The following is a 23,541-nucleotide window of genomic DNA, read 5'->3' as shown; positions in this document are numbered from 1 at the left end:
GTCCTGGACGACGGTCGGAATGGCGGAGGCGCAAGCGGCGGAGGAAGGCCACATCATCGGCGGCGCCCGGCAGGGCGCGAAAGGGAAACGCGCTGCGTGCCGGGGCCCGGAGGCCGGGTTCCTCGCCCGATGGGGGAACTAGGACACGTCGCGGTGCAGGCCGCGCGCGTGCTCGACGGCGTAGCGGATCAGCTCGGCCTGGCCTTCGAGCTCGAGCTTGCGCTTGATGTTCTGGCGATGCGTCTCGACGGTGCGCACCGACAGGTCCAGCGCCTTGGCGATCTGCTTGCTGGACTCGCCGCGGCCGAGCGCGGACAGGATCTCGCTCTCGCGCGGCGACAGGATGGGCCGCGGCTGCTGGCTGCGGAACATGCGCTTGGACACGCCCGGGCTCAGGAAGGTGCCGCCCGCGGCGACGGCGTCGATCGCCGCGACGATCTCGCCCGCCGGCGCGTCCTTGAGCACGTAGCCGCGGGCGCCGGCCTGCAGCGCGCGCTGCACGTACTCGGGGTTGTCGTACATGCTGTACATCAGCACCCGCAGGTCGGGCGCGCGTTCCAGCATCGTCTGCGCCAGCTGGATGCCGTTGTGCCCCTTCAGCCCGACGTCCAGCAGCACCACCTGCGGCTGCGTGGCGATCAGCATCACCATCGCCTCCTCGGCGTTGCCGGCCTCGCCGACGACCAGGTAGCGCGGCTCGCCCTGCAGCCGCGAGCGCACGCCCTCGCGCACCAGCGGATGGTCGTCGACCAGCAGCAGGCGCACCGGCGCGGCCGGGCCGCCGGCGATGCCGGTGCCGCCTGGGGAAGGATCGGGAGTCATGGGGCGGGATTGTCGCGCGCCAGCCGGCGGATCGCCGCCGCCGTCACGATCGCCTCGATCTGCGTCCCATGTCCGGGGCTCGACTGCAGGTCGAGCACGCCCCCCACCGAGGCCATTCGCTCGCGCATGTTGCGCAGCCCGATGCCGTGGTGCGGGTCGGCGCGTTCGGCGTCGTCGGGGTCGAAGCCGGCGCCGTCGTCCTGCACCCGCAGCAGCACGCCGCCGGGTTCGCCCCGGGCGTCGGCGGGCGCGAATTCGAGCGACATCTCCACCCGCGCCGCGCCGGCGTGCTTGGCGACGTTGGTCAGCGCCTCCTGCGCGACGCGGAACAGCACCGTGTTGAGCAGCTCCGGCAGCTCGCGCGGCGCGCCGGTCACCCGCATCGCGACCGGCACCGCGCCGCCCTCGTCGAACTCGCGCGCCAGGTGCTCCAGCGCCGCCGGCAGCCCCAGCGTGTCCAGCAGCGCCGGGCGCAGCCGGTGCGACAGCCGCCGCACCTCGGTCAGGCTGGCGTTGAGCCGCTCCAGCGCGCGCGGCAGCAGCGCGGCCGCGCCGCCCGGCACCGCCTGCTGCGCCGACTCGATCAGCAGCTTGGTCGACACCAGCGTCTGGCTGACGCCGTCGTGCAGCTCGCGCGACAGGTGCGCCCGTTCCTCTTCCTGCGAGCGCACCACCTGGTGCGCCAGCGCGCGCAGCTTGGCCTCGGACTGGCGGTGTTCGCTCAGGTTCAGCGCCAGCGCGCTGGCGCTGATCAGCGCGACGCCGAAGACGGCGATCGCGGCGATGCCCCACATCGTGCGGGCGATGTTGGCCTGCGCCTCGCGGTCGAGCTGCTCCAGCGTGGCGCGGATGCCGTCCAGGTACAGCCCGGTGCCGAGCATCCAGTTCCAGCGCTCCATCGCGACGACGTAGCCGAGCTTGGGCGCCATCTCGCCGCTGGAGGGCTTGCGCCACAGGTAGTCGACGTAGCCGCCGCCGGCCTTGGCCTGCTCGACCAGCTCCTGGATCGTCGGCCGGCCGAGCGGGTCGCGCAGCTGCCACAGGTCGCGCCCGATCAGCTCGGGCTGGCGCGAGTGCATCAGCACCCGCCCCTGCAGGTCGTAGACGAAGAAATAGCCGTCCTCGCCGTAGTCCAGCGAGGACAGCAGGCGCAGCGCCTCGCGCTTGTCGCGCTCGACGTCGGCGGCGCTGCCCTGCGCGGCCAGTCCCGGCGTGCGCTCGTACAGCGGCTGCAGCGTGCTGACCGCGAGCTCGACGTAATGGCGCAGCTCGTCGCGGCGCGCGTCCATGTAGGCGCGCTGCACCGCGGCGTGCTCGCGGGCGAGCAGCTCGCGCTCCTGCTGGCGCACCGCCACCGCGATCAGCAGCAGCGACGCCACCAGCGGCAGCAGCGCCAGCAGCAGGATCTTCAGGCGCAGTCTCATGGCGGCCTCATGCAAACCTCATCCGGGGGGCGCACTGTAGCCGCACGGCGAGCCCGCGCCGGGCGCTACAGTCGAGGGTTTCGCGCGCACGCGCACGTCGTTCCCCTTCGCAGCATCCATGGCCACCAAGTCCCCGTCCTCGAGCAACCGCCTGATCCAGTGGCTGGCCATCGCCCTGCTGGTCATCGTGGCCGACCAGTTCACCAAGGTGCTGATCCTGCACAGCTTCCAGTACGGGGACAGCCACTACGTCTTCCCGTTCTTCAACCTGGTGCGCGTGCACAACACCGGCGCGGCCTTCAGCTTCCTGGCCGGGGCCTCGGGCTGGCAGCGCTGGTTCTTCGTGGCGCTGGGCGCCGCGGCGACCATCTTCATCGTCTGGCTGCTGCGCCGGCACGGCCACCAGACCCAGTTCGCCTGGGCGCTGAGCCTGATCCTGGGCGGCGCGGTGGGCAACGTCGTGGACCGGCTGCTGCACGGCTACGTCGTCGACTTCATCCAGCTGCACTGGGGCGGCTGGTACTACCCGTCCTTCAACATCGCCGACAGCGCCATCACCGTCGGCGCCGTCCTGCTGATCTGGGACGAACTTCGCCGCGTCAAGCGCGGCTGAACGCGCTTTTTTCCTCACCGCCGCGCGCGGACTCAGGGTTCCTCCGGAGAAACGAGGCTGGCGCCGCCGCGCCCGTCTGCGTAGCCTTGCCTGATCGAGGGCCGTCGCCACGCATGCGGCGGTTCGGAGGGTTCTCTCGGGCGGCGTGGCGGGCGCTATTCACGCACTTCAGGGGGCATCGGCACGCCTGTGCCCGTGACGTGAAGGAATGGGCACCCCGGACCATGGACATGACACGACCGGAAGCGACAATCCGCTGCGACCGAACGTAACCAAGAACAGGGCCTCGCCCCCATGCTCGACTTCTCCTGCCTGACCCACTATGACTGGCTCGACGTGCCCATGTGGGTCTACGACCAGGAGCGTCAGCGCAACCTCTGGGCCAACGCCGCGGCGCTGAGTTTCTGGCGGGCGGACAGCGCCGAGGAGTTCCTCTCGCGCGACCTGAGCGACATGAGCCCCTCGGTGGCGGAACGGCTGGCGGTGACCGCGGCCGACCACACCCAGGGCAAGCTGGTGCGCGAGCAGTGGACGCTCTACCCCAAGGGCCAGCCGACCACGGTGATGCTGGTCTCCCGCGGCATCCGCACGCCCGACAAGCGCCAGGTGATGCTGTTCGCGGCGGACTCGCTGGTCAGCGGCGTCGACAAGAGCCTGCTGCGCGGCGTCGAGGCGCTGCAGCACACCTCGGTGCGCATCGCGGTGTTCTCGCTGCGCGACGGCAGCGTGCTGATGCGCAACCCGGCCGCGGCGATGTGCTTCAACGGCCTGCGCAAGACGATCGGCGCGACCGACTTCAGCGCGATCTTCCCCGACCCCGACCTGGCGCGGCGCATCGTCGCGCAGGTGCGCGGCGGCCAGACCTTCGGCGCCGAGCTCGAGATCAACACCGCCAACGGCCGGCGCTGGCACGCGATCGACGCGCGCCCGATGCGCGACCCGGTCAGCGGCGAGGTCGTGCTGCAGCTCAACGCGCGCGACATCAGCGACTTCAAGGCCACGCAATCGCAGCTGGAAGCGGCGCGCGAGGCCGCCGAGGCGGCCAGCCAGGCCAAGAGCTCCTTCCTGGCCAACATGAGCCACGAGATCCGCACGCCGATGAACGGCGTGCTGGGCCTGACCGAGCTGGTGCTGCAGACCGAGCTCAACGAGCGCCAGCGCAAGTTCATCGAGCTGGCGCACAGCTCGGCCAAGGGGCTGATGGTCATCATCAACGACCTGCTGGACATCGCCAAGATCGAGGCCGGCCGCGTGATCATCGACCAGGCGCCGTTCAGCCTGCACGACTGCCTGCGCGAGGCGCTGCATCCGCTGCTGCTGCAGGCGCACGAGAAGGGCCTGCAGCTGCACGCGCGGGTGCAGCCCGGCGTGCCGCAGCACCTGCTGGGCGACGCGCTGCGGCTGCGCCAGATCCTGGTGAACCTGGTGGGCAACGCGCTCAAGTTCACCGAGAAGGGCGAGGTCCGCGTCGACATCCAGCGCATCGACGCCACGGCCGACGGCCAGCCGGCGCATGCTGGTCCGCTGCGGCTGCGCATCGCGGTGCACGACACCGGCATCGGCATGACGCGCGAGCAGATCGCGCAGATCTTCAGCCCGTTCACGCAGGCCGACGGCAGCATCACGCGCCGCTACGGCGGCACGGGGCTGGGCCTGACCATCGTCAAGCGGCTGGTCGAGCTGATGGGCGGCGAGGTGCAGGTCGAGAGCCAGCCCGGCGCGGGCTCCTGCTTCAGCTTCGAGGTCCGGGTCTCGCAGCCGCTGGTGCTGGACGAGGTGCTGCGCACCGAGACGGTGGACGTCGACGTGCATGAGACGACGGCCGGGGCGCTCGACGGCGAGCCCTCGACCGACTTCGGCGCCGACACGGTGCCGGCCGGCCTGGACGACCTGCCGCCGCCGCGGCGCGTGGTCACCGACGCCGGCGGCCCGGACAGCCGGCTGGACGCCAGCGCCAACGATGCGCTGCTGGACGCGGAGACGGTGGCCGCCGACCTCGACGAGCCGCTGCCCGCCTCCGCCGGGTCAAACCAGCAGCACGCCTGATCCCGTCGTCGTGCGGGCTTCCAGGTCGCGGTGGGCGCGCTGGACCTCGTCGAACGGGTATCGCTGCTCGACCTCGATCTTCACGTCGCCGCGCTCGACCGCCGCGAACAGCGCGCCCGAGATCTCCTGCGTCGCCTCCAGCGACGACAGGTGCACGAACAGCGAGGGCCGCGTCAGGTAGAGGCCCGAGGCCGACAGCGCCTTCAGCGGCACCGGCGGCACCACCCCCGACGCGTTGCCGAAGCTGACCATCAGCCCGAAGGGCCGCAGGCTCGCCAGCGAGCCTTCCCAGGTCGACGCGCCGACCGAGTCGTACACCACCTTCACGCCGCGTCCGCCGGTGATGGCCTTGACGCGGTCGGCGACGTTCTCCCTCGAGTAATTGATCGCGAACTCCGCGCCGTGGTCGAGCGCCAGCTGGCACTTCGCGTCGCTGCCGGCGGTGCCGATCAGGCGCAGGCCGAGCGCCTTGGCCCACTGGCAGGCGATCAGCCCGACGCCGCCGGCCGCCGCGTGGAACAGCACGTGGTCGCCGGCCTGCAGCCCGCCCTGGGGCAGCGTGCGCTGCAGCAGGTACTGCACCGTCATGCCCTTGAGCATCATCGAGGCGCCCTGCTCGAAGCTCAGGAAGTCCGGCAGCTTCACCACGCACCGGGCCGGCATCACGCGCGCGGTGGCGTAGGCGCCGATCGGGTTGCTCGCGTACGCCGCCCGGTCGCCGGGCCGCAAGTGCGTGACGCCCTCGCCGACCGCCTCGACGATGCCGGCGCCTTCCATGCCCAGGCCCGACGGCATCGGCAGCGGGTAGACGCCGCTGCGGTGGTAGACGTCGATGTAGTTCAGGCCGCAGGCGGCGTGGCGGATGCGGATCTCGCCGGGACCGGGGTCGCCGACCTCGACCGCCTCGATGGCCATGACCTCCGGACCGCCAGGTTGCGCGATGCGCACGGCTCTCTCGCTCATCAGGGTTCTCCTCACCAGGGAATGTCGCTCGCGCGTCGCCCGACGCGTCGATCGCGGCTATCGTGCCAGTCTCGCGACCCGCGCGCATCGCCGCAATGACGTTGACCCCACGCCTGGCCCTGATGCTGACCCTGCCGCCGCTGCTGTGGGCGGGCAACGCCGTCGTGGGGCGCTCGGTCGGCCCGCTGGTGCCGCCGCTGCTGCTCAACGCGATGCGCTGGACGCTGGCCGTGGCCTTGCTGCTGCTGATCGCGCGGCCCGCGCGGGCGCTGCTGCAAGACCTGACCCCGTTGCGGCGGCGCTGGGGCTACTTCGCGCTCACGGGGATCCTGGGCACCGGCTGCTACAACGCGCTGCAGTACCAGGCGCTGCACAGCTCGACGGCGCTCAACGTCACGCTGATCGCCGCCAGCCTGCCGGTCTGGATGCTGGCGGTGGGCGCCCTGCTCTACCGCGTCTGGCCGACGCGCCGGCAACTGGCCGGCGCCGCGCTGTCGCTGGGCGGCGTGGCGCTGGTGATCTCGCGCGGCCACCTGGACCGGCTGGCGCAGGTGCAGTTCGTCCACGGCGACCTGCTGATGCTGCTGGCGGTGCTGAGCTGGGCCTTCTACAGCTGGCTGCTGGCGCGGCCGCCCGCGCACATGCAGGGCGAGCAGCGGCCCGACTGGGACTGGGCCGCGCTGCTGATGGCGCAGATGCTGTTCGGGCTGGCCTTCAGCTGGAGCTCGGCGGGCGTCGAGCAGCTCGTCCATCCGACCCCGGTGCAATGGGGCTGGCCGCTGGTGGCCGCGCTCGCCTACGTGGCGGTCGGGCCGTCGCTGATCGCGTACCGCTGCTGGGGGCTGGGCGTCGCCCAGGCGGGACCGACGCTGGCCGCCTTCTTCGGCAACCTGACGCCGGTCTTCGCGGCGCTGATGTCGGCCGCGCTGCTGGGCGAATGGCCGGCGTGGTTCCACGGCGCGGCCTTCGCGCTGATCGCGGCGGGGATCCTGGTGTCGTCGGGCCGGCGGTCCTGACGGGCCTGACGAACGGGATTCAGCGGGCCAGCGGCACCCAGACGCCGTTGAGCACCAGGCCGCGCGGCGCGGCCGCGGGCGCCTCCTTCGCGGGGATCAGGTCGATGACATCGACGAGCCCGGCGATCTCTCCCGCACGGGAGGACGGTGTCCTCTCGGTGGCGCGCACCGGTCGCGCGCGGTCGATGCGGACGACGCGCTCGATGCGCTCGATGCGCTCGATGCGTTCGACGATCTCGATCCGGTCGGTGGCCATGGGAGGGGGCGGATGCCGCCTTGGCGGCGGGCGTTGGGACAACCGCCGATTGTTGGCCGCGTGCCGGTCGGGAGCGATGGCTCCCATCGAGCGTCAGGGCGCGGCGGTCCGGCCTTCATCGGTCGGACACCCCCTCATGAAGGCCAGCCGTCAGAACGTCCCGGGATAGGCGCCGCCGTCCAGCAGGATGTTCTGCCCGGTCAGGTAGCCCGCGTGGGCCGAGCACATCAGCGCGCAGATCGCGCCGAACTCGGCGGCGCTGCCGAAGCGCTGCGCCGGGATCGCGGTCATGCGCTTGGCGCGCACGTCGTCGACCGGCTGGCCGGACTTCTGCGCGCCGGCGGCCATCGTCTTCTGCAGCCGTTCGGTGTCGAAAGCGCCCGGCAGCAGGTTGTTGATCGTGACGTTGCGGCCGGCGATGCGCGCCTGGCGGGCGATGCCGGCGACGAAGCCGGTCAGGCCGGAGCGAGCGCCGTTGGACAGGCCCAGCACGTCGATCGGCGCCTTCACCGCGCCCGAGGTGATGTTGACGATGCGGCCGAAGCCGCGATCGGCCATCTGGTCGACCGTCGCCTTGATCAGCGCGATCGGCGTCAGCATGTTGGCGTCCAGGGCGGCGAGCCACTGCTCGCGCTCCCAGTCGCGGAAATCGCCGGGCGGCGGGCCGCCGGCGTTGTTGACCAGGATGTCGACCTGGGGCGCGGCGGCCAGCGCGGCGGCGCGGCCGGCCTCGGTGGTGATGTCGCCGGCGACGGCGATCACCTGCACGGCAGGGTTCAGCGCGCGCAGCTTCGCGGCTTGCGCCTGCAGCGCCTCGTCACCGCGCGCGGTGATCACCACGTTGACGCCTTCGGCCACCAGCGCCTCGGCGCAGCCCGCGCCCAGGCCCTTCGAGGCCGCGCACACCAGGGCCCAGCGGCCCGAAAGTCCCAAGTCCATGTCGATCTCCGTCGTCGAATCGTTGCCGGGCGGGATTGTGCGCGGGGGCGGCGACCGCGTTGTGCGCGGGGTGACTCGATCGTGGGCCGCGAGCGCCTCGCGATGCCCTGGTCAGCGGCGTTGGCGCGCGAGCAGCCAGACGCCGCCCAGGACCAGCACGGTGCCGGCGACGACCCAGCCGGTCAGCGGCTCGTCCAGGATCAGCACGCCCATCAGGATCGTCGACATCGGGCCGATCATCCCGGTCTGCGCGGCGACGCCGGCGCCCATGCGCTCGATGGCCATCATCACCATCAGCACCGGCGCGAAGGTGCAGGCGATCGCGTTGAGCACCGACAGCCACCACACCGCCGGCGCGAGTTCGGCCAGCCCCGACAGCGGCCGCGTCAGCAGGAACTGCGCGATGCAGAAGCCGCAGGCGACCGAGGTCGCGAGCCCGGTGAGGCGCATCGCGCCCAGGCGTTTCACCCATTCGCCGCTGTAGACGAGGTACAGCGCGTACGACACCGCGCTGCCGAAGACCAGCGCGCCGCCGAGCCACACGTTGGCGCCGGCCACCTGCAGTTCGTGGCCGAAGACCAGCAGCACGCCGGCGTAGCTGACGGCGAGCGCGCCGGCCTGGCGCGCGGTGACGCGGCGTCCGTACAGGGCCCAGGACAGCAGCAGGACGATGGTGGGGTTGAGGTAGAGGATCAGGCGCTCGAAGCTGGCGGTGACGTAGGCGAGGCCGGCGAAGTCGAGGAAGGATGCGAGGTAGTAGCCGCTGAAGCCCAGGCCGAGCACGGCGAGCCGCTCGCGCGGGGTCAGGGAAGGTTTGCCGCGGCCGGCCCACCAGGCCAGGGCGAGGAACAGTGGCAGGGCCAGCAGCATGCGCAGCATCAGCAGGGTGATGGCGTCGACGCCGTGGCGGTAGGCGAGCTTGACGATGATCGCCTTGCCGGAGAACCCGATCGCGCCGCCGACGGCGAGGAGGAGGCCGCTGAGGGGCACGCGCGCTGACGCGCCGGAATCGGATGTCGCCGAAGGTGAACTGCTCATGCGATGGATTCTAGGAACGGCGTCCTCGGAGGCTTTCGCGAAGGGGAAATGGACGCTGCGCGTCCCCCGATGCTTGGAAGCCGCCGGCGGCCGGCGTGTCCCCTCCCCTGTCCCTTCTCGCGTGAATAGTCGTCGCCCCCACACCCAATGTGCGCCGCCGCGCTCAAGACCTGTCCCCCGCCGCCGATGACCGGAAGCGCCTGCCGTCTTCGAGCGGACGCTGGGCACAGGGATAGGAAACACAAGGGACCGGCCGCCGACGGGCGAGGCCAGGTTCCGGACCTGCGAGGGACCCTGCCGATGAGGTACACCGAGAGCATCGCCGCCAGCGCGCAAGCGTTGCGCACTGCCTTGCCGTTGATGTCGAGGCAGCGCGCCGCGCTGCATCCGGTCACGTATGCCGTCTGGTACGAGCATGTGACGGCGATGAACGGCGCGCTGAGCCGCGAGTTGATGGCGTTGACCCAGGACGGCGCGACGCTGGACGAGCCGCAGACCTGGGCGCTTTACCGCAAGCACATCGCCGAGCTGGACGAGGAGGTGGCGGTGACGTTGGCGCAGGACGTCGGCGACGTGTTGCGTGGCGTGTCGGACTGCACCGACCAGGCCGGGCAGCGGGTGCAGCACTACGCGCGCGCGCTGCAGGGCTGGGAGCGCGCGTTGCGCGACGCGGCGCCGGGGCAGCATGTGCAGGTCCTGGCGGAGGCGTTGCACGGCACGCGGGAGATGGGTCATGCGGTGGGCAGCCTGGTGGCGCGGCTGGAGGCCAGCCGCCAGGAGGTGGCCGCGTTGCGCCAGGAGGTGCACCGGGCGCGCAGCGAGGCCTTGCTGGATCCGCTGACCGGCTTGAGCAACCGCCGCGGCTTCGACCGCGCGCTGGCGGACTGCCTGCAGAGTCCCGAGGCCGGCACGCCGACCGCGCCCTGCCTGCTGCTGGGCGACATCGACGATTTCCCGGCGCTGCGCGAGCGGCTGGGCGAGGCGCGCCTGGACGACGCGCTGCGGCAGGTGGCCAACACCGTGCGCAGCATCGCCCAGAGCCACCATGTCGCCGCGCGCCTGGAGGACGACGAATTCGCGCTGCTGATCCCCGGCGCCGGCCTTCACGAGGCCTACACGCTGGCCGAGCAGCTGCGTCACGGCGTGGCGCAGCTGCAGGCGGACGCGGAGCGGCGGCTGAGCCTGTCGGTGGGCGTGACGCAGCTGGGCCAGGGCGAGACGGCCCGCGACTTCATCGGCCGCGCCGACCAGGCGCTGCAGGCCTCCCGTGCCCAGGGGCGCAACCGGGTCACGGTACTGGCCGCGGATGAGCGTTTCGCCGCATGAGCCGGTCACGGCCGGCCCGCATAATCCGCCGTCACAAGGGTTGGACAGAGGGACGGACGTGGCCCTGATGAAGACTTCGTTGCGCAACGCCGTCATCCTGGCGTTGCTGGTGGGCCTGGCGCTGCCGACCGGCGGCGTGCTGCTGTACGAGCAGCAGCTCAGCCGCCGCGTGGTGATGGAGGACCTGCAGCGCGACCTGTCGCGCGTGTCGGAGGTGCTGGCGCTGTCGCTGGCCGAGCCGATCTGGCAGGTCTCGCCGGACCTTGCCGAGCCGATGGTCAAGGCGCAGGTCGACGATCCGCGCTTCGTCTCGGTCGTCGTGACCGAGAACGCGGCGCAGCAGGCCTTCGTCGAGTTCCATCGCGGCTCCCCCGACGACGCGCTGACGCTCAGCGAGACGCGCCCCGTCCTGCGCGACGGCCGGGAGATCGCCAAGCTGACCGTCGTCATGAGCGCCGAGCCGCTGCTCGCGCGCAAGCGCGACGACCTCTGGAACGCGCTGTGGCGCAGCCTGCTGACGCTGACGGTGTCGATGGCGTTGATCCTGGTGGTGATGCAGCGGCGCGTGCTGCGGCCGATCGCCCGGCTGTCCGAGGCGGCCGACGAGTTGGCGTCCGGCCAGCTCGACAAGCCGCTGGAGCTCGGCGGCGAGGACGAGATCGCGCGCGTGGGCAAGGCGATGGAACGGATGCGCCAGGCGCTGCTGAAGGCCTTCGACGACCTGCGCGGCCATGCCAGCACGCTCGAGGACCAGGTGGCGCAGCGCACCGTGCAGCTGACCGAGGCCAACGCCGAGCTGACCCAGGCGCTGGCCAACCTCCGGACCGCGCAGCGCGAGCTGGTCGAGTCGGAGAAGCTCGCCTCGCTGGGCCGGCTGGTGGCCGGCGTCGCGCATGAGCTCAACACGCCGCTGGGCAACGCGCTGACGGTGGTGTCGGCGCTGGAGGACCGCTGGGGCAAGCTCGACCGGATGCTGGCCGAGAACACGCCGATGCGGCGCAGCCAGCTCGAGGAGCTGGTCAAGGACACCCGCCGCGGCCAGGACATCCTGCACCGCAACGTGCAGAAGGCCGCCGACCTGGTGCGCGACTTCAAGCAGGTCGCGATCGACCAGACCAGCGACACGCGGCGCGATTTCGAGCTCGCGCAGGTCGTCGAGGACGTGCTGGTGATGGTCGAGCCCAGCTTCAAGCACACGCCGTTCCGCGTCGTCACCGACCTGCAGCCGGACCTGCGCATGAGCAGCTATCCCGGCGCGCTGGGCCAGGTGCTGACCAACCTGCTGATGAACGCGCTGGTCCATGCCTTCGAGGGCCGCGAGCGCGGCGAGGTGCAGGTCAGTTGCCACCGGCTGGACGCGTCGCAGGTCGAGCTGTGCGTGTGCGACGACGGGCGCGGGATGGATGCGTCGGTCGTGCGGCGGATCTTCGATCCGTTCTTCACGACCAAGCTCGGCAAGGGCGGTTCGGGGCTGGGCATGCACATCGTCCACAACATCGTGACGAACGTGCTGGGCGGGCAGATCGAGGTGGTCTCGCAGCCCGGCGAAGGGACCCGCATGGTGATGCGGGTGCCGGTCGACGCGCCGCTGCGCGCCGCCGGCGAGGAACGGATCGGCTGATCCGTCCCGGGCGGCCTGGCTTACCGCGAGGCGCCCGACGCGGCGGCGGAGGCCGCGTCCATCGGGATCGCCGCGGAGGCGGCGGCCATCGCGGCGGAGGCGGCGTCGCTGGCGGCCTGCTCGGCATGACCGCCGGTCACGTCATGCTTCTCGCCCGTCAGGTCGATGCTGCCGCCGCTCTTCATCAGCACGAACAGCGCGATCGCGGCGAAGACGATGAATCCAAGGACGAGTTTCCACATGGTTCGGTAATTCCTCTCGAGGTTGCCGGTCGCGACGGACTGACCGGGTCGGAGGCCATTGTGGGAAGCGAGGCTGACAGCAGGCTGAGCGGCCCGGACGGGCCATCCTGCCGCGGGTTTCGTTTATCCGAGCTGCTCGATCGCGTAGGCCACCGCGCGCCAGGTCGGGTCGCTGCTGGTGGCCAGCACGCGCTGCACCAGCGGCTGCCACTGGTGCTGGCCGCCGGCCAGCCGGTCGACCATCGCGAACACCAGCGTCGCCGCGTCGGCCTGGCCGGAGTGCTGCTCGCTGGCCAGTTCCGCCTGGCCCACGGCGGCGTTGCCGCCCAGCAGCGCGCCCACGGCCACCAGCACCTTGACGGCGCGCGCGTCGCCGAGTTCGCGCTCGAGCGCCGCTGCGATCGGCACCGCCTCGTCGGCGCGGCCCATCCGGCTGGCCAGCAGCAGGCAGGCCGACAGGATCCGGCGCCCCGACCAGGACGCCTCCGGCCCGGGCATCGGCGACGGGTGCGCGCCCATCGCGGTCGACAGGGGATGGAACGAGGGGCTGGCGAGGAACGGCTGGTCCATGGTGTCGGGCTCATGGCGGCCCGCACGGTGACCGCTGCGCGAAAGGCTTGCATGGCGGCCTCGCGCGCGAGCCGGCCGTCGCGAAGCGGCATACCGCCACGCGAAGGGCCCGCCCTTCCCCACGCGGCCGCCACGATCCCTTCGCGGCACCGGCCCTCGCTTCGCGTTGGGCCGGCAGCGCGTGACGGACTGCCCAAGATGGACGCTCGTCGACCCACGTCCCCAACCCCCAGAGGAGTTCCGTCATGTCCATGAGCGTTCAAAACCAACCGATCGGCCTGGACGGCCTCGGTCAACTGGGCCTGCAAGGCATGCAGGGCCTGCAGGGCATGTCGCCGCAGTCCGCGGCCGACATCCAGGCCAAGCTGACCGAGGTGGTCATGCAGATCCTGCAGTTGCTGATCAGCGAGATCATGAAGGCCGCGCAGCAGCTGCAGAACCAGCAGGCCGGCGGCGGACAAGGCGGTGGCGGCGGCGGTGGCGGCGCGCCGGCCGGTGTCGGCGGGGCCGGCGGCCCGCAGGGCGCGGGCAACGGCTGCCGCCCGAACGGCGGTCAGCAGGCCTGGAGCGACACGCCTCCCGGCGGCGGCCAGCAGGCGTGGACCGACAAGCCCCCGGGCGGCCAGCAGGCATGGACCGACAAGCCGCCCGGCGGCCAGCAGATGTGGAGCGACACGCCGCCCGCGGCCCAGCAGACGCCGGCGGTGAGCGACACGCCGCCCGCCGTCGGCGGCCGCGGCCCGTCGGGCATGCCGGCGGACCTGTGGCAAGGCTGCCAGGAGGCGGCGAAGAAGACCGGCGTCGACCCCTACCTGCTGGCCGCGCAGATGGAGAAGGAAAGCCAGTTCGGCAAGGCGCTGTCCGGCAGCCCGAGCGCGGGCGACGGCCTGATGCAGGTCGAGCCCAGCACCCGCCAGGCCTATGCCGGCAAGTTCGAGCAGAAGATGGGCCACGCCTACGACCACAACGACCCGAAGGACCAGATCGCCATGGCCGGCGTGATCCTGGCGGACAAGGGCGGCGACGCGACCAACATGCTGCAGAAGTACAACGGCGGCGACAACTGGACGCCGGGCACCACCGATTCCTACGGCCGCGAGATCAAGGCCAACGAGTACGCGGCCTCCGTGCTGGCCAAGGCGCAGCAGATGAAGGCGGCGGGCTGACGCCGCGGGTCGCGCCACGCGCCGCGAACGCGGCAATGAAAAAAGGGCGGCCAGTGGCCGCCCTTGTCGTTGCGGGGGACTGGCGCCGCGGCACCGGTCCCTGCATTCGCCCGTTCAGTCGCGGGCGTAGATGTCCACGTCCTTGGTTTCGCGCACGAACAGCAGGCCGACCACCAGGGTGAGCGCGGCGATGCCGATCGGGTACCAGAGGCCGTGATAGATGTTGCCGTTCTGCGCCACCATCGCGAAGCTGATGGACGGCAGCAGGCCGCCGAACCAGCCGTTGCCGATGTGATACGGCAGGCTCATCGAGGTGTAGCGGATGCGGGTCGGGAACAGCTCCACCAGCATCGCGGCGATCGGGCCGTAGACCATGGTCACGTACAGCACCAGCACCGTCAGGATCGCGATCACCAGCGGCGTGTTGACCTTGGCCGGATCGGCCTTGGCCGGGTAGCCCGCGGCCTTCATCGCGTCGGACAGTTCCTTCTTGAACGCGGCGATCTTCTTGGCGCTGTCCTCGTCGAACTTGTGGCCGCCGGCGGTCAGCGTGGCGGTCGGCGCCTCGATGACCTTCTCGCCGACCTTGACCTGGCCGCTGCCGGCCGCGCCGGGCAGCGTCTCGTAGTTCGCCGCGGCTTGCGCCAGGGCGCGCTTGGCGATGTCGCAAGGCGTGGTGAAGTCCACGTCGCGCGCCACCGGGCTGCCCTGGAACGAGCACTGCGCCGGGTCGGTCGTCAGCGTGATCTGCGCGGTCGCCTGGGCGCGGGCCAGGTCGGGGTTGGCCGCGTTGGTCAGCGCCTTGAACAGCGGGAAGTAGGTCAGGATCGCCAGCAGCAGGCCCGCCATGATGATGGGCTTGCGGCCGATGCGGTCCGACAGCGTGCCGAACACGACGAAGAACGGCGTGCCGATCAGCAGCGCCACCGCCACCATGATGTTGGCCGCGGCCGCGTCCACCTTGACCACGCTGGTCAGGAAGAACAGCGCGTAGAACTGGCCCGTGTACCAGACCACGCCCTGGCCGGCCACCAGGCCGAACAGCGCCAGCAGCACGATCTTCAGGTTCTTCCACTGGCCGAAGGACTCGGACAGCGGCGCCTTGGAGGTCTTGCCCTCGGACTTCATCTTCTGGAAGGCGGGCGACTCGTTCATCGACAGCCGGATCCAGACGCTGATGGCCAGCAGCAGGATCGACACGACGAACGGGATGCGCCAGCCCCAGGCCGCGAAGGTCGCCTCGCCGAGCGCCGTGCGGGTGCCCAGGATGACGATCAGCGACAGGAACAGGCCCAGCGTCGCCGTGGTCTGGATCCACGACGTGTACGCGCCGCGCTTGCCGTGCGGGGCGTGCTCGGCGACGTAGGTCGCGGCACCGCCGTACTCGCCGCCCAGCGCCAGGCCTTGCAGCAGGCGCAGGCCGACCAGGATCACCGCCGCGGCGGGACCGATCGTGTCGTAGGTGGGCAGCACGCCGACGATGAAGGTCGACAGGCCCATGATCAGGATCGTCACCAGGAAGGTGTACTTGCGGCCGATCATGTCGCCCAGACGGCCGAACACCAGCGCGCCGAACGGACGCACGATGAAGCCGGCCGCGAACGCCATCAGCGACGCGATGAACTGGGCCGTCGGGTCCAGCCCGGTGAAGAACTGCTTGCCGATGATCGCGGCCAGCGAGCCGTACAGGTAGAAGTCGTACCACTCGAACACCGTGCCCAGCGACGAGGCGAAGATGACCTTCTTCTCCTCGGCCGTCATCGGCGCACTCGTGGTCACTGCGCTTGCAGTTGCCATGGGGTTGTCTCCTCGGATTTCCCAGGACCATCGACCGATGGCCCTTGCGACGGCACTATCCGAGCGCGCTCTGACCCATTTCTGACGACTTGCTTGCCCTTGGCTGACAAACCGGGGAGCAACCCTCGCTCCCGATTTCTCGATGCGGAATTTGAGCGCCTGTGCGGCGCAGCAAAGGGTATGTCCCTAGCCGCGCGTCACGCCCACCGGCAGCGTCGCCGACGACGGCCACGCGGGGCCGTCGAACCAGGGGTCACCGTCGAGGCAGGCGACCAGCATGTCGATCGCGTCCAGGCCCCAGAAGAGCTTGTCGTCGACGGCCATCGTCGGCACGCCGAAGACGCCCCGAGCGAACGCCGCGTCGGTGGCGGCGCGCAGGTCGGCCTTGACTGCGTCGGAGGCGGGGTCGCGCCGCGGCGCCAGGTCCGCCGCCAGCGCCGCGAGCCGCGCCGGATCGCCGGCATCGAGCCCGCCGCGCCAGACGTGGTGCAGCACGCGCTCGACCGCGTAGCGGCCCGGGGTCTGGCCATCGGGCGCGGTCGCCCACAGCAGCCGCAGCAGGCCCAGCGGGTTGAACGGGTGCGCCGCCGGCAGGTCCAGCGGCACGCCCAGCCGATGGCCCAGCCACTGCACCTGGCGGTAGGTCCAGTCGCGTTTGCCGGGGATCTCGGCCGGACCCTTGTGGTCGAGCGACTTCAACATCGCGCCGAACAGGATCGGCACGTAACGCACCGCGACGCTGCGTCCGGCGAGCGCCTCGGGCAGCCGCTCGAAGGCGAGCGCCGCGTAGGGCGAGATCGGGTCGAAGTAGAAGTCGATCGTGCGCATGTCAGGGCTTCGGCAGCAGCGCCCGCCGCTCGGGCAGCAGGTTGAGCACGCGGATCCGCTCCGCGTCGTCGGCCTTGCTCCAGCCGGCAATCTCGGGGATCGTGCGGGCGCAGCCGAGGCACAGCGCGGTGGGTTCGTGCATCTTGCAGATGTTGATGCAGGGCGACGCGACCCGCCCCTCGGGCGTGCGCGCGACGTTGGCCGCGGTGACGGCGACCGGTGCCTCGGTGGTCATGACTGGGCCACCTCGATCACCGGCGCGCCGGTCAGCGCGACGAGTTGCTGCGGCGTCATCAGGAACACGCCGTTCGGATGCCCGGCCGCGGCCCAGATCGCGTCGAAGCGGAACAGCTCCTGGTCGATGAACAGGTGCGGGGGCGCGTTGTCCCCGTCGCCGTGGCTGGGCTGGAAGCCCAGCGGCGACACGCCGCCGATCGAGAAGCCGGTGCGCGCCTTCACGTAGTCGGCGTCGGCGCGGCCGAGCTTGCCGGTGTGGGCCTCGAGCTTGCGCTCGTCGACGCGCTTGTCGCCGGAGGCGATCACCAGCACGGCGCTGTCGTCGCTCTTGCGGCGGAACACGACGCTCTTGGCGATCTGGCCCAGCGCGACGCCCAGCGCGTCGGCGGCCTCCTGCGAGCTGCGCGCGGAGACCTCGAGCCAGCGCGGCTCGTGCGCGTGGGCCAGCGCGCGCAGCGCGGCCTGGACGCGCAGGAAACCATCGGGGCGCGCGGCGGTGTCGGGGACGGGAGGGGTCATGTCGCTCATGGCGCGCATTGTGCCGAAGCGGGCGATGCCGCACGGCGCGCGGGGATCGTGTCGCCTGCGCGTCAGGCCGCTCTAGGGCGAGCGCTCTCCTGCGGCGCGCGGCCTTGCGCTAAGGTCCGCGCCCATGACCGACGCGACTTCCCACACACCTCCCGACGCGATCTCCCAAGCGCCTTCCAGCGCGACCACCGAAGCGGCCTCCGCCGTGCAGGGCCCCTTCGAGCCCGAGTTCAGCACCGCGCTGTGCCAGATCTTCGAAGAGCTGATCACCTTCAACCAGGTGCTGGGCCTGAAGGTCGACGAGCTGCGGCACGAGATCGTCCGGGCCCATCTGAAGATGCGGCCGGAGCTGGTCGGCCACTACGCCCACAACCGGCTGCACGGCGGCGTGATCAGCGCGACGCTCGATTCGATGGGCGGGCTGGCGGTGATGGCCGCGATCGGAGCGCGGCACCTCGACGAGCCGCCGCAACAGCGGCTGCAGCGCTTTGGCAAGCTCGGGACCATCGACCTGCGCATCGACTACCTGCGCCCCGCCATCGGCGCCCTCTTCCGCTGCGAGGCCGAAGTCATGCGGCTGGGCAGCCGCGTGGCCAACACGCGCATGGCGTTCACCGATGAACAGGGACGGTTGCTGGCGACGGGGGCGGCGGCGTACATCGTGTCTTGAAGACATGGCCCCGCGGCGCCTCCACAGTTTTGACGATGTCGCAGCCTGAACGAGACCCCGGCATGAGCCCTTTCGGCGCACCATGTCGAGCCCCCTCATCGAAGGCGCCTCATGGTCATCGCGGAGCTGCTCGCTCACAACTTTCGCCGGCTGCGCAGTGTGTGGGAGGGATTGAAGGCTCTCTTGCGGCCTGCCGTCCTGCTTTGGCCGTGGTTGCTTTCATCAGTTGCGTATGCGGCCTTCCTGCAGAGCTCCCAAGGTCGCGCCCTGACCTGGCAGATGCCTGTCGATGTCTGGCGTGACTGGCGAACCATCGCCGCCGTCGCGCTCGCTTTTGCTGCCACGCTGTGCGCTTGCCTGCTGACCTCGCTGGTCGTTCTGAGCTGGCAGAAGCCGGTCACCCCGGCGCCGAAGCCGAACGCCGAGCCGATCCTGGCGGCGATCGATCGCAGGTTGCTCGGGTTGCTGCACATCGGATGGGCGTTTGCGCTTTCCTCGGCGCCCATGCTCATGTTGAGCGGGTCCACCGGAAGTGGCTGGCCCGTCCTGATCGCCGCTGCCTTGGGATTGCTCGTCATCGCCGTGTTGCGCCGATGGATCTTGCGCGGCGCCTGGCAAAGCGCCTCGACATGGTCGATGGTCCTGCGACGTCTGCACGGCATCCGGATGCGTCTGGCCGTCGGCGTCGGATTGCTGGCAACGGCCCCCTTGCTCGTCGGTGCCGGACAGCTCGTCCGGGCGCCTGATGAGTTCAATGGCCTCGGGCCGGTGTTCATCGCCCTCCTCGGCTTGAGCGCACTGTCCAGCCTCTTCGCGACGCTGTTCATCGCGTTCCCCTACTGCACGCCGTACCCGCGCCTGGTCGCGCTGCTGCCGACCGGGCTGGTGGTCGCCAACGTCGTGTTCCAGCCGCTTGCGGATCCGGTGAATCCGCTGCTCAAGGGCGAGAGCGCGTGTGCCCGGGCGCTCTACGACGTCGAAGCGAAGACACCGGTCCACTGCTACAGAACGGATCGCTCGCTCGGACATGGGCTGAAGGACGAGGCCCAACGGGTCGTCCAGGCCGCGAGAGGTCCCGAGGACGTGCCTGCGCTGTACTTCGTCAACGCGGAAGGCGGAGGTATCCGGGCAGCCTATTGGACCGCCATGGGTCTTGTGCACCTGGAAGAGGCGATTCCCGACTTCAAGGATCACATCGCGGTGATGTCGGGCGTTTCAGGAGGCAGTCTCGGACTGGCCACGTGGTTGGCCGCCGTGGAGGCGACCGAGCGGCTGGAGGATCGCCGCAGGCTCATCGACAGGTTCCTCGGTTCGGACCTGCTGTCACCTGCCATCGCAGGATTGCTGTTCCTCGATTCGCCTCGCTTGATCTTCGGGCCGCTGTGGCGCACCGAGCGACGCGACGACATCTTCGAAGCGGCGGTCACCCTGCGGTGGAGGAAGGCCGTGGCGGAGGTGCTCGGCATGAAGGACAACGAAGGCGCCGATTTTTTCGTGCGGCCCCTGGTCAATCTCTGCTTTCGGCGGATGGAGCACCCGCCCACGATCTACTTCAATGCGACGGAGGTCCTTTGGGGCGCCTATGCGCCTCTCGGAAACACGAACTTCGGTCTTCCCGCGGGGGATCGACTCTTCCTGGGCGGCTTGCTGCGACAGTCCGACATCCTGGTCGGGAACGTCGTTCGTTCCGTCGTGCTCAGCGCGCGATTCCCGCTCCTGGCGCCGACCGCGGACATCGGGGTGTCGCTCGAGAACGTGAACGACTACCTGCATTTCAATCGTTCCCCGCAGACTCGTGAGCTACGGATCAAGTTCAACGAAGGAAAGCTGCCGGAGGGCCTGCCTGTCATTCCGGGCAGCGCGCGGCTGGGGGTGCTTGTCGATGGAGGCTATTTCGACAACAGCGGTCTGAGCATGACCCGGTATGCGCTGGACACGCTGAGTGCCAGACCGCCTCCTCCGCGCCGCTGGCTCCCCGCGGGGACCATTCAGCCTGAGCGAGACAGCGCCCACCATGCGGGCGCGACGCTCGCCGCGGCGGACGCCGTGGCCACCCATGTGATTCTTTTCTCCAACGATCCGGCGGGCGCCTGCATCGATCCCCAGGGTTGGGAATCGACCAGCAGTGCCGCATTGCTGGAGACAGCGAGCCTCGCTGGCTTCACGCCCGTGTGCAGGTCCCAGATCGAGGAGTTGGAAGAGCTTTTCCGCCCACGCTGGCTCAGTTGGTTGTCGAGTCCGATCGAAACGATCCTCGCGGTGCGAACGGGCCATGCCGCCCATGAGTCCAAGGCAATGGCAGCCCACCTGATGGCTCGGCCCCGCCCCAGCATCCTGGTGAAGTACGACCTGGCAGGGGAACTCAGCCAACAGCTCTGCGAAGACCGAAAGGATCTTCCCTCGTCCCACTGCCTCGGCGCCGCAGGGCGGCCACCATCCAATTGGGAAGAGGTCGACAGTCCGGACCTCTTGAAGGCGCTGCCCGACTCGCTGCGGGAACAGGCTCGCGGATGCAAGGGCCTGCTCCAATCAACGCCGCTTCCGCTCGGTTGGAGCCTTCACGCCGGTGACAGGAGCCTGATGCGATGCCTCTCGGCGAACGCGGCCCTGGATGCGCGGCTTCATCTGGAAACGGCTCGGAGCGCCTATCTGAGCATGGGCAAACCCGAGTCGACGGCGATCCCCCGCCCGTCGCCGCCCTCTAGTCCGCAGCGAACTCTTCCTTCACCGCGCTGATGCGGTACGCGCAGCGCCGCGCGCCGGCGAGCAGGTGCTCCGTCCGCTCCACCGTCAGGCCCGGGCCCAGGCAGCGCTGGAACAGCGACAGCTCCGAGCGGCAGAAGCCCTGGCAGCTCGTCGCCGCGGCGCAGATCGGGCAGTGGTCCTCGATCAGCAGCCAGTCGCGGCCCGAGCGCTCGACGCGCGCCATGTAGCCCTCCTCGGCCCGCAGCCGCGCGAGCTCGCGCACCCGGTCGCCCGTCGTGCGGCAACGCGCCAGCGCGGCCCCGTAGCGCCGCTCGCTGTCGCGTTCGCGGGCGCCGATCAACTGGTCCAGCCCCGCCTCGCCAAACACCGCGCGCGCCTGCTGGATCAACTGGACGGTGAGGTCCCCATGCCGATCCGGAAAACGCCCATGCCCCGCCGCCGTCAGCGACCACAGCTTGCGCGGCCGGCCCACGCGCGCCTCGGCCGGCTCCCTGTCACGCACCGCGGGAGCGGGTTGGGGCGAGGGCTCGACCAGCCCCTGCTCCTCCAGGCGCGCCAGCAGCTTGTGCGCGCCCATCGGCGTGATCGCCAGCGTCGCGGCCAGCGCCGCGGCCGGTTGCGGCCCGCGGCTCTTGAGCTCGAACAGCAGCCGGTCCTCGTTGCCCTGGCTCATGAATGGCGCCTCGCGAAACGGATGAAGCCGATCGCCGCCAGCAGGCAGGTCGTGCCGCCCAGCAGCATGATCCAGCGCGCCGAGAGCATGCCCAGCACCCCGCCGATCAACGCGATCATCGTGTTGGACAGGCAGAACACCGTCGTCAGCAGCCCCATCACGCGGCCCTGGCCATGCGCGGCGAAGCGTTCCGACATCCAGGCCGGCATCAGCGCGTTATAGAACGACAGCGGGATCCCGAGCGCCGGGATCAGCGCCAGCCCCAGCCAGGACGGCGCCAGGCTCAGCGCCAGCAGCCCGATCGCCGCGACGACGGCGAAGCGCGCGGCGCGATGCAGCGGCGCCGGCCCCGAGCCGATCCGCGCCGCGACCACGCTGGCCGCGGTCATCGCCGCGCACTGCACCGCCGTCACCAGCGCGATGCCGCGGCTGCCCAGCCCGGCCTGCTGCAGCATCCACAGCGGCGCGAACTCGTACAGCGCGTTCACGCCCAGCGTGTAGGCCAGCTGCAGCAGCGCGAGGTGGCGCAGCACCGGGTCCTGCACCACCAGCCCGAGCGACTGCTGGCGCCGCATCGCCGCCAGCAGCCCGCCCTGCGGCGCGGTGGCGGGACGGTCGTCCGGCAGCCCGAGGCCCAGCAGCACCAGGCAGGGGACCAGCACCACCGCCGCAACGATGAAGGGCACCGCCTCGCCCCAGGGCAGCGTCAGGCCGCCCAGCAGCGGCCCCACCAGCCAGCCGATGTACAGGCTGGCGTTGAGCCAGGCGAAGCTGCGGGTGCGCTCCAGCTGCGGATGCCAGTCGGCCAGCAACGCCCGCACGACGGCGACGTTGCCCTCGGTCAGGCCGGTGGCGAAACGCGACAGCACGAACAGCGGATAGTCCCGCGAGGCCAGCGCGAACGCGCTCAGCCCGTAGCCGACCAGCGTCGCGGTGATCGTGATGCTGAGCACGCGGCGCCGGCCGTAGCGGTCCGACATCGGACCGACGACCAGGCTGCCCACCAGGATGCCGGCCGGGTTCACCGCCAGCGCCAGGCCCATCAGCAGCTCGGGCCGCAGGCCCAGGAAGTGGGTGAAGGCGTCGACCGGGCCGTCCACGAAGATCGGCGCCAGGATCGGGTACGGCAGCGCGACGCCGGCCGTGCTCATCAGCGCGAGCGCGCAGACCGCCCACAGCAGCAGGTGGGGATGGCGCAGCGGCGCGGGCGAGGCGGTGGGAGCGGAGGACGACAGCACGGCGCTCATTGTGCGGCTCCCTCGCGGCGCAGGCACAAGGCATAGCCCGGCCAGCCGCGATGGCGCCATTCCTCGCGCGACGCGTCGGCGAGCTTGATGCGGTGGTCGTTCATCGACGCGTGCAGCGACGGCAGCTCGCGGGACCAGTCCTCCTCGGACGCGCCGCCCGCGTGCACCAGCGCCCAGGCCGGCGCCGGACGCAGCTCGGAGAGATACGCCCCCAGCCAGGCCCGCCAGACGTTGCGCAACACCTGGCCCTCGTCGATCGCCAGGCCCCGCGAGGCCGCGGCCGCCAGCAGCACCCGCACCGCGTGCGTGCCGGTGACCAGGTGCAGCGCGGTGAAACCGTGGCGCGACAGGTAGACCGCCAGCGACGCCTCGGCCAGCGCGTCCAGCGTCAGCCGCGGGCGCTCGACGTAGGCGTCGAAGCCGGGCAAGGCCGCGGCGTGCTGCATCCGCGTCGTGATCAGCGACCCCGCCATCGACGGCATCGCCAGCGCGGCATCGGCGCGCACCGCGTCGATCACCTCGCGCAGGCTCGCGACGCCCTGCCCCGACGGCACCGGCGGGCCGAGCGGGCTCTGGATCCCGACGGTCGTCCGCAGCGCGGCGTCCAGTTCGCGCGGGTGTCCCGACTGCAGCGCGTAGGCCAGCCGGATCGCGACGTGGAAGGCCTGCGCCTCCGGCGCGGCCAGCACGCGGCGCAGCGCGTCCTCGACCGAGGGCGGCGGCGCGTCGTCCTTCACCGCCGGGCGCGACAGTGGCGCCCAGTGGTCGAGCTGGCGCCGCAGCGCCTCGCGCGGCGCGCCGAGCCGGGCCAGC

At 71.0% G+C, this 23,541-nt stretch carries 22 protein-coding genes; 8 read left to right on the top strand and 14 right to left on the bottom strand.

What is annotated here, in order from left to right; all coding sequences use genetic code 11:
- Nucleotides 1-138: 138 nt before the first annotated feature.
- Together N5D62_RS16015 and N5D62_RS16010 are read right to left on the bottom strand one after the other, a co-directional pair.
- Nucleotides 139-822 carry a response regulator transcription factor gene (locus tag N5D62_RS16015; RefSeq protein ID WP_279758841.1) on the bottom strand — a complete coding sequence of 228 codons (684 nt, stop codon included), beginning with the start codon at nucleotides 820-822 and terminating at the stop codon, nucleotides 139-141.
- Nucleotides 819-2,246 (bottom strand): cache domain-containing protein, encoded by a 1,428-nt coding sequence (locus tag N5D62_RS16010; RefSeq protein WP_279758840.1) that lies wholly within the window; start codon nucleotides 2,244-2,246, stop codon nucleotides 819-821. The genes N5D62_RS16015 and N5D62_RS16010 overlap by 4 nt, the downstream gene beginning before the upstream one ends.
- 118 nt (nucleotides 2,247-2,364) lie before the next feature.
- On the opposite strand from N5D62_RS16010, the gene lspA reads away from it, so the two are divergent.
- Nucleotides 2,365-2,859 (top strand): signal peptidase II, encoded by a 495-nt coding sequence (lspA, locus tag N5D62_RS16005; RefSeq protein WP_279758839.1) that lies wholly within the window; start codon nucleotides 2,365-2,367, stop codon nucleotides 2,857-2,859.
- A 294-nt stretch (nucleotides 2,860-3,153) separates the two neighbouring features.
- Entirely contained in the window at nucleotides 3,154-4,905 is a 1,752-nt protein-coding gene (locus N5D62_RS16000; protein ID WP_279758838.1) for an ATP-binding protein, read from the top strand.
- On the opposite strand, the gene N5D62_RS15995 is transcribed toward N5D62_RS16000, so the two are convergent.
- The gene (locus N5D62_RS15995) at nucleotides 4,885-5,868 is read right to left on the bottom strand and encodes a quinone oxidoreductase (RefSeq protein WP_279758837.1); all 984 of its coding nucleotides are present in this window, start codon (nucleotides 5,866-5,868) and stop codon (nucleotides 4,885-4,887) included. The genes N5D62_RS16000 and N5D62_RS15995 overlap by 21 nt on opposite strands.
- Before the next feature lie 95 nt (nucleotides 5,869-5,963).
- On the opposite strand from N5D62_RS15995, the gene N5D62_RS15990 reads away from it, so the two are divergent.
- Nucleotides 5,964-6,884 carry a DMT family transporter gene (locus N5D62_RS15990; protein ID WP_279758835.1) on the top strand — a complete coding sequence of 307 codons (921 nt, stop codon included), beginning with the start codon at nucleotides 5,964-5,966 and terminating at the stop codon, nucleotides 6,882-6,884.
- A 19-nt stretch (nucleotides 6,885-6,903) separates the two neighbouring features.
- On the opposite strand, the gene N5D62_RS15985 is transcribed toward N5D62_RS15990, so the two are convergent.
- The 3 genes from N5D62_RS15985 to N5D62_RS15975 form a co-directional block, all read right to left on the bottom strand.
- Nucleotides 6,904-7,140, bottom strand: coding sequence for a hypothetical protein (locus N5D62_RS15985; RefSeq protein ID WP_279758834.1), 237 nt, complete (start codon nucleotides 7,138-7,140; stop codon nucleotides 6,904-6,906).
- A gap of 150 nt (nucleotides 7,141-7,290) precedes the next feature.
- A complete protein-coding gene (locus N5D62_RS15980) occupies nucleotides 7,291-8,079 on the bottom strand; it encodes an SDR family NAD(P)-dependent oxidoreductase (RefSeq protein WP_279758833.1) in 789 nt (262 codons plus the stop codon).
- 111 nt (nucleotides 8,080-8,190) lie between these two features.
- On the bottom strand, nucleotides 8,191-9,117 hold the full coding sequence (locus tag N5D62_RS15975; RefSeq protein WP_279758832.1) for a DMT family transporter: 927 nt from the start codon (nucleotides 9,115-9,117) through the stop codon (nucleotides 8,191-8,193).
- Between the two features lie 300 nt (nucleotides 9,118-9,417).
- Between N5D62_RS15975 and N5D62_RS15970 the strand changes: the two genes are divergently transcribed.
- Nucleotides 9,418-10,443, top strand: coding sequence for a GGDEF domain-containing protein (locus tag N5D62_RS15970; protein ID WP_279758831.1), 1,026 nt, complete (start codon nucleotides 9,418-9,420; stop codon nucleotides 10,441-10,443).
- Nucleotides 10,444-10,510: 67 nt separating this feature from the next.
- On the top strand, nucleotides 10,511-12,064 hold the full coding sequence (locus tag N5D62_RS15965; protein WP_279758830.1) for an ATP-binding protein: 1,554 nt from the start codon (nucleotides 10,511-10,513) through the stop codon (nucleotides 12,062-12,064).
- A gap of 20 nt (nucleotides 12,065-12,084) precedes the next feature.
- Here the strand turns inward: N5D62_RS15965 and N5D62_RS15960 are convergent, their stop codons facing one another.
- Nucleotides 12,085-12,306, bottom strand: a complete 222-nt coding sequence (locus N5D62_RS15960) for a hypothetical protein (RefSeq protein WP_279758829.1) — start codon at nucleotides 12,304-12,306, stop codon at nucleotides 12,085-12,087.
- Nucleotides 12,307-12,429: 123 nt separating this feature from the next.
- Nucleotides 12,430-12,876: a hypothetical protein gene (locus N5D62_RS15955; protein ID WP_279758828.1), complete on the bottom strand. Its 447-nt coding sequence runs from the start codon at nucleotides 12,874-12,876 to the stop codon at nucleotides 12,430-12,432.
- A 251-nt stretch (nucleotides 12,877-13,127) separates the two neighbouring features.
- Here N5D62_RS15955 and N5D62_RS15950 point away from each other — a divergent pair, with 251 nt between their 5' ends.
- Nucleotides 13,128-14,042 carry a transglycosylase SLT domain-containing protein gene (locus N5D62_RS15950; protein WP_279758827.1) on the top strand — a complete coding sequence of 305 codons (915 nt, stop codon included), beginning with the start codon at nucleotides 13,128-13,130 and terminating at the stop codon, nucleotides 14,040-14,042.
- A gap of 114 nt (nucleotides 14,043-14,156) precedes the next feature.
- Here the strand turns inward: N5D62_RS15950 and N5D62_RS15945 are convergent, their stop codons facing one another.
- The 4 genes from N5D62_RS15945 to N5D62_RS15930 all read right to left on the bottom strand — a co-directional run bounded on the left by N5D62_RS15945 (nucleotide 14,157) and on the right by N5D62_RS15930 (nucleotide 17,432).
- Nucleotides 14,157-15,839: an MFS transporter gene (locus tag N5D62_RS15945; RefSeq protein WP_279758826.1), complete on the bottom strand. Its 1,683-nt coding sequence runs from the start codon at nucleotides 15,837-15,839 to the stop codon at nucleotides 14,157-14,159.
- A gap of 186 nt (nucleotides 15,840-16,025) precedes the next feature.
- Entirely contained in the window at nucleotides 16,026-16,667 is a 642-nt protein-coding gene (locus N5D62_RS15940; RefSeq protein ID WP_279758825.1) for a 2-hydroxychromene-2-carboxylate isomerase, read from the bottom strand.
- Nucleotide 16,668: 1 nt separating this feature from the next.
- The gene (locus N5D62_RS15935; RefSeq protein ID WP_279758824.1) at nucleotides 16,669-16,902 is read right to left on the bottom strand and encodes a DUF1289 domain-containing protein; all 234 of its coding nucleotides are present in this window, start codon (nucleotides 16,900-16,902) and stop codon (nucleotides 16,669-16,671) included.
- Nucleotides 16,899-17,432, bottom strand: coding sequence for a YbaK/EbsC family protein (locus tag N5D62_RS15930; protein ID WP_279758823.1), 534 nt, complete (start codon nucleotides 17,430-17,432; stop codon nucleotides 16,899-16,901). Before N5D62_RS15930 ends, N5D62_RS15935 begins: the two co-directional genes overlap by 4 nt.
- Before the next feature lie 124 nt (nucleotides 17,433-17,556).
- On the opposite strand from N5D62_RS15930, the gene N5D62_RS15925 reads away from it, so the two are divergent.
- Both N5D62_RS15925 and N5D62_RS15920 read left to right on the top strand, forming a co-directional pair.
- Nucleotides 17,557-18,102 carry a thioesterase family protein gene (locus tag N5D62_RS15925; protein ID WP_279758822.1) on the top strand — a complete coding sequence of 182 codons (546 nt, stop codon included), beginning with the start codon at nucleotides 17,557-17,559 and terminating at the stop codon, nucleotides 18,100-18,102.
- Between the two features lie 111 nt (nucleotides 18,103-18,213).
- Nucleotides 18,214-20,838: a hypothetical protein gene (locus N5D62_RS15920; RefSeq protein WP_279758821.1), complete on the top strand. Its 2,625-nt coding sequence runs from the start codon at nucleotides 18,214-18,216 to the stop codon at nucleotides 20,836-20,838.
- Here N5D62_RS15920 and N5D62_RS15915 read toward each other — a convergent pair.
- Together N5D62_RS15915 and N5D62_RS15910 are read right to left on the bottom strand one after the other, a co-directional pair.
- Nucleotides 20,804-21,481, bottom strand: coding sequence for a MarR family transcriptional regulator (locus N5D62_RS15915; protein WP_279758820.1), 678 nt, complete (start codon nucleotides 21,479-21,481; stop codon nucleotides 20,804-20,806). The genes N5D62_RS15920 and N5D62_RS15915 overlap by 35 nt on opposite strands.
- The gene (locus N5D62_RS15910; protein WP_279758819.1) at nucleotides 21,478-22,728 is read right to left on the bottom strand and encodes an MFS transporter; all 1,251 of its coding nucleotides are present in this window, start codon (nucleotides 22,726-22,728) and stop codon (nucleotides 21,478-21,480) included. The genes N5D62_RS15915 and N5D62_RS15910 overlap by 4 nt, the downstream gene beginning before the upstream one ends.
- Nucleotides 22,729-23,541: the final 813 nt, after the last annotated feature.

Origin of the sequence: Mitsuaria sp. GD03876 (assembly GCF_029840635.1) — a bacterium.
GTDB lineage: Bacteria > Pseudomonadota > Gammaproteobacteria > Burkholderiales > Burkholderiaceae_C > Roseateles.
The sequence above is the reverse complement of the archived record's forward strand: the minus strand, read 5'-3'. Positions and strand labels throughout refer to the sequence as shown.